Source organism: Mesorhizobium sp. M7A.F.Ca.CA.004.12.1.1 (assembly GCF_003997835.1).
Classification (GTDB): Bacteria; Pseudomonadota; Alphaproteobacteria; order Rhizobiales; family Rhizobiaceae; genus Mesorhizobium.
Genome location: NZ_RZRK01000420.1, coordinates 1 through 5,463 on the forward strand (window position 1 = coordinate 1; position 5,463 = coordinate 5,463).

Genomic DNA, 5,463 nt, shown 5'->3' on the forward strand with positions numbered 1-5,463 from the left:
CTGGTGACCAAGCAGACCGGCCCGGCCGGCAAGCAGGTCAACCGCCTCTATATCGAGGACGGCGCTGACATCGAACGCGAGCTCTATCTGTCGATCCTGGTCGACCGTTCGGTCGGCCGCATCGCCTTCGTCGTCTCGACCGAGGGCGGCATGGACATCGAAGCGGTCGCGCATGACACGCCGGAGAAGATCATCACTGTCGCCATCGATCCGGAAAAAGGCGTCACATCGGCCGACCTGAAGGCGCTCAACGGTGCGCTGAAGCTCGACGGCGATGCTGCCAAGGACGGCGATACGCTGTTCCCGATCCTCTACAAAGCCTTCGTCGAAAAGGACATGAGCCTGCTCGAGGTCAACCCGCTGATCGTCATGAAGAACGGCCGGCTGCGCGTGCTCGACGCGAAAGTGTCGTTCGACAACAACGCGCTGTTCCGCCACCCTGACGTGCTCGAACTGCGCGACACCACCGAAGAGGACGAGAAGGAGATCGAGGCGTCGAAATACGACCTCGCCTATGTCGCGCTCGACGGCAATATCGGCTGCATGGTCAACGGCGCCGGCCTCGCCATGGCGACGATGGACATCATCAAGCTCTATGGTGCCGAGCCCGCCAACTTCCTCGATGTCGGTGGCGGCGCATCCAAGGAAAAAGTCACGGCGGCGTTCAAGATCATCACCCGGGATCCGGCGGTCAAGGGTATCCTGATCAACATCTTCGGCGGCATCATGAAGTGCGACATCATTGCCGAGGGCGTCATTGCCGCGGTCAAGGAAGTCGGACTGGAAGTGCCGCTGGTGGTGCGTCTGGAGGGCACCAATGCCGAGCTCGGCAAGAAGATCATCAACGACAGCGGCCTCAACGTCGTGTCGGCCGACGATCTCGACGATGCAGCCAAGAAGATCGTGGCGGCGGTAAAGGGCTGAGCGGATGCCTCCGCGCAAGATAAACTTGGTCGAGGCGGCGGATCAAAAGATCAAGAAGGTCTTCGATCCGCATATCGCCGGCGACGTCAACGACAGCCAGGCGAAGGTCGCCAAGTTCGGCGAGGTCTTCGATTGGCACGCGCATGACAATGAGGACGAAGCCTTCCTCGTGCTGCGCGGGCGCATCGCCATCGATTTCCGCGACGGTCCGGTCGAACTCGGCGAGGGCGACTTCATCGTCGTGCCGCGCGGTGTCGAGCACCGGCCGCGTTCGCTCACCGCGGAACCGGTCGTGCTGATGTTCGAGCCGGCGACGACGCTCAACACCGGCAATGCCAAGAGCGACCTCACGGTCGCTGACCTGAAGCGGCTCTGACCATGTTTTCCTCGATCAACGGTTTTTAGAAAAGGGCTCCCATGTCCATCCTCGTCGACAAGAACACCAAGGTGCTGGTGCAGGGCCTGACCGGCAAGACCGGTACGTTCCACACCGAGCAGGCGCTGGCTTATCACGGCACGAAAATGGTCGGCGGCATCCATCCCAAGAAGGGTGGCGAGACGTGGACCGGCGCCAAGGGTGAAAGCCTGCCGATCTTCGCCACCGTCGCCGAGGGCAAGGAAAAGACCGGCGCCAACGCTTCGGTCGTCTATGTGCCGCCGGCGGGTGCCGCCGAAGCCATCCTCGAAGCGATCGAGGCCGAGATCCCGCTGATCATCTGCATCACCGAAGGCATACCGGTGATGGACATGATCAGGGTCAAGGCCAGGCTCGACCGCTCGACCTCGCGGCTGATCGGGCCGAACTGCCCGGGCGTGCTCACGCCCAACGAATGCAAGATCGGCATCATGCCCGGAAACATCTTCCGCAAGGGCTCGGTCGGCGTTGTTTCGCGGTCGGGAACGCTTACCTATGAGGCAGTGTTCCAGACCACCAATGTCGGCCTCGGCCAGACCACCGCCGTCGGCATCGGCGGCGACCCCGTCAAGGGCACCGAGTTCATCGACGTGCTCGAGATGTTCCTCGCCGACGAGGAGACCAAGTCGATCATCATGATCGGCGAGATCGGCGGTTCGGCCGAGGAAGACGCCGCGCAGTTCCTCAAGGACGAAGCCAAGCGTGGCCGCAAGAAACCGATGGCCGGCTTCATCGCCGGGCGCACGGCGCCGGCCGGCCGCACCATGGGCCACGCCGGCGCGGTCATCTCCGGCGGCAAGGGCGGCGCCGAAGACAAGATCGCGGCGATGGAATCGGCCGGCATCAAGGTATCGCCCTCGCCGGCAAGGCTGGGCACGACACTGGTCGAGGCGATCAAAGGTTAAGGGAATAGGGGAGTAGGGCAGTAGGGAAAATAGCAGCGGCAAAAAGCGCTACTCCCCTATTCCCTTATTCCCCTACTCCCTCCAAAAACAGGAGACGGAGCCGGGCTCCGCGGACAAAAATGGCAAGACAAGATCAGGCCAACGACCAATTTTCGCTCACCTCTTTCCTTTACGGCGGCAACGCCGATTACATCGATGCGCTCTATGCCGCCTATGAAGACGATCCAGCCTCGGTCAATCCCGAATGGCAGGAGTTCTTTGCCGGGCTGAAGGACGATGCCGGCGATGTGCGCAGGAATGCCAAGGGTGCCTCATGGGCCAAGCCCTCCTGGCCGCTGCAGGCCAATGGCGAACTGGTGTCGGCGCTCGACGGCAATTGGGGTATCGTCGAGAAGACGATCGAAAAGAAAGTCAAGGACAAGGCGGTCACCAACGGCGTCGTCCTGTCCGACGCCGACGTGCATCAGGCGACGCGCGATTCGGTGCGCGCCATCATGATGATCCGCGCCTACCGCATGCGCGGCCATCTGCATGCCAATCTCGACCCGCTCGGCATCGCCAAACCGCTCGAGGACTACAACGAGCTGTCGCCGGAAAATTACGGCTTCACCGCTGCCGACTATGACCGGCCGATCTTCCTCGACAATGTGCTCGGGCTCGAATTCGGCACCATCCGGCAGATGCTGGAAATCCTGACGCGCACCTATTGCTCGACGCTCGGCGTCGAGTTCATGCATATTTCCGACCCCGAGGAAAAGGCCTGGATCCAGGCCCGCATCGAAGGTGCCGACAAGGAGATCACCTTCACCGCCACCGGCAAGAAGGCGATCCTGCAGAAGCTGGTCGAGGCCGAAGGTTTTGAGCAGTTCATCGACGTCAAGTACAAGGGCACCAAGCGCTTCGGCCTCGATGGCAGTGAAGCGCTGATCCCGGCGCTGGAGCAGATCGTCAAGCGCGGCGGCCAGCTCGGCATGAAAGAGATCGTGCTCGGCATGGCGCATCGCGGAAGGCTGAACGTGCTTTCCCAGGTGATGGCCAAGCCGCACCGCGCCATCTTCCACGAGTTCAAGGGCGGCTCGGCCGCACCCGACGAGGTCGAGGGTTCGGGCGACGTCAAGTACCATCTCGGCGCCTCGTCGGACCGCGAGTTCGACGGCAACAAGGTGCATCTGTCCCTGACCGCCAATCCCTCGCATCTGGAAATCGTCGATCCGGTGGTGATGGGCAAGGCGCGCGCCAAGCAGGATTATCTGTTCGGCCGCAGCCGCGAGGAAATCGTGCCGCTGGAAGAGCGCGCCAAGGTGCTGCCGCTCTTGCTGCATGGCGATGCCGCCTTTGCCGGCCAGGGCGTGATCGCGGAAATCCTCGGCCTGTCCGGCCTGCGCGGCCACCGCGTCGCCGGCACGTTGCATTTCATCATCAACAACCAGATCGGCTTCACAACCAATCCGCGCTTCTCGCGCTCGTCGCCCTATCCGTCCGACGTCGCCAAGATGATCGAAGCGCCGATCTTCCACGTCAATGGCGACGATCCGGAAGCCGTGGTGCACGCCACCAAGGTGGCGATCGAATTCCGCATGAAGTTCCACAAGCCTGTTGTGGTCGACATGTTCTGCTACCGCCGCTTCGGCCACAATGAGGGCGACGAGCCGGCCTTCACCCAGCCGATCATGTACCGCAACATCCGCACCCACAAGACGACCGTGCAGATCTACGGCGACCGGCTGATCGCCGAGGGTCACCTCACCCAGGCCGAGCTCGACCAGCTCAAGGCCGACTGGCGAGCGCATCTGGAATCCGAGTGGGAAGTCGGCCAGCACTACAAGCCCAACAAGGCCGATTGGCTCGACGGCGCCTGGTCTGGCCTGCGCACGGCCGACAACCAGGACGAACAAAGGCGCGGCAAGACCGCCGTGCCGGTCAAGACGCTGAAGGAAATCGGCAAGAAGCTGACCGAGGTGCCGAAGGATTTCGAGGCGCACAAGACGATCATCCGCTTCCTCGAAAACCGCCGCCAGGCGATCGAGTCGGGCGAAGGCATCGACTGGTCGACGGCCGAGGCGCTGGCCTTCGGCGCCATCCTGCTCGACGGCAATCCGATCCGCCTGTCGGGGCAGGATTCCGAACGCGGCACCTTCTCGCAGCGCCATTCCGTGCTCTACGACCAGCGCGACGAGACCCGCTATATCCCGCTCAACAATCTGTCTGCCGCTCAAGCCGGCTACGAAGTCATCAACTCGATGCTGTCGGAAGAGGCGGTGCTGGGCTTCGAATATGGCTACAGCCTTGCCGAGCCGAAGGCGCTGACCTTGTGGGAAGCGCAGTTCGGCGATTTCGCCAACGGTGCCCAGGTGGTGTTCGACCAGTTCATCTCTTCGGGTGAACGCAAGTGGCTCAGAATGTCGGGCCTCGTCTGCCTGCTGCCGCATGGCTATGAAGGCCAGGGTCCGGAACATTCTTCGGCCCGGCTCGAACGCTTCCTGCAGCTTTGCGCCGAAGATAACATGCAAGTGGCCAACTGTACGACGCCGGCCAACTACTTCCACATATTGCGCCGGCAGCTGAAGCGCGACTTCCGTAAGCCGCTGATCCTGATGACGCCGAAGTCGCTGCTGCGCCATAAGCGGGCGGTGTCGACGCTGCCGGAAATTTCGGGCGAAAGCTCGTTCCACCGATTGCTGTGGGACGATGCGCAGCTGCTTTCCGGCCAGGCGATCAAGCTGACCAAGGATTCGAAGATCCGCCGCGTCGTGCTGTGTTCGGGCAAGGTCTATTACGACCTCTACGAGGAGCGCGAGAAGCGCGGCATCAACGACATCTATCTGCTGCGCGTCGAGCAGCTTTATCCGTTCCCGGCCAAGGCGCTGATCACCGAACTGTCGCGTTTCCGCAATGCCGAGATGGTGTGGTGCCAGGAGGAGCCCAAGAACATGGGCGCATGGTCGTTCATCGACCCCTATCTGGAATGGGTGCTGGCGCATATCGATGCCAAGCATCAGCGGGTGCGCTACACCGGCCGTCCGGCCGCCGCCTCGCCGGCGACCGGACTGATGTCGAAGCATCTCGCCCAGCTCGCCGCCTTGCTCGAAGACGCGCTCGGCGAATAGAGAAGATCTGGGCGAATAACAGAACCGAAAGAAAACGGACAGGCACAATGGCTACCGAAATCCGCGTTCCCACTCTCGGCGAATCCGTCACCGAAGCGACCATCGGCAAATC

At 62.2% G+C, this 5,463-nt stretch carries 4 protein-coding genes; all 4 read left to right on the plus strand.

Going from position 1 to position 5,463, the window contains the following annotated elements:
• Positions 1 to 924, plus strand: a 924-nt coding sequence (gene sucC / locus EN984_RS21150) for an ADP-forming succinate--CoA ligase subunit beta (RefSeq protein ID WP_127383933.1), incomplete at its 5' end; no start/stop codon positions are given.
• 4 nt (positions 925 to 928) lie between these two features.
• Positions 929 to 1,300 (plus strand): cupin domain-containing protein, encoded by a 372-nt coding sequence (locus EN984_RS21155; protein ID WP_127267774.1) that lies wholly within the window; start codon positions 929 to 931, stop codon positions 1,298 to 1,300.
• 41 nt (positions 1,301 to 1,341) lie between these two features.
• Positions 1,342 to 2,244, plus strand: a complete 903-nt coding sequence (sucD, locus tag EN984_RS21160; protein ID WP_063173365.1) for a succinate--CoA ligase subunit alpha — start codon at positions 1,342 to 1,344, stop codon at positions 2,242 to 2,244.
• Between the two features lie 119 nt (positions 2,245 to 2,363).
• Positions 2,364 to 5,351, plus strand: coding sequence for a 2-oxoglutarate dehydrogenase E1 component (locus EN984_RS21165; protein WP_127267775.1), 2,988 nt, complete (start codon positions 2,364 to 2,366; stop codon positions 5,349 to 5,351).
• Positions 5,352 to 5,463 lie beyond the last annotated feature (112 nt).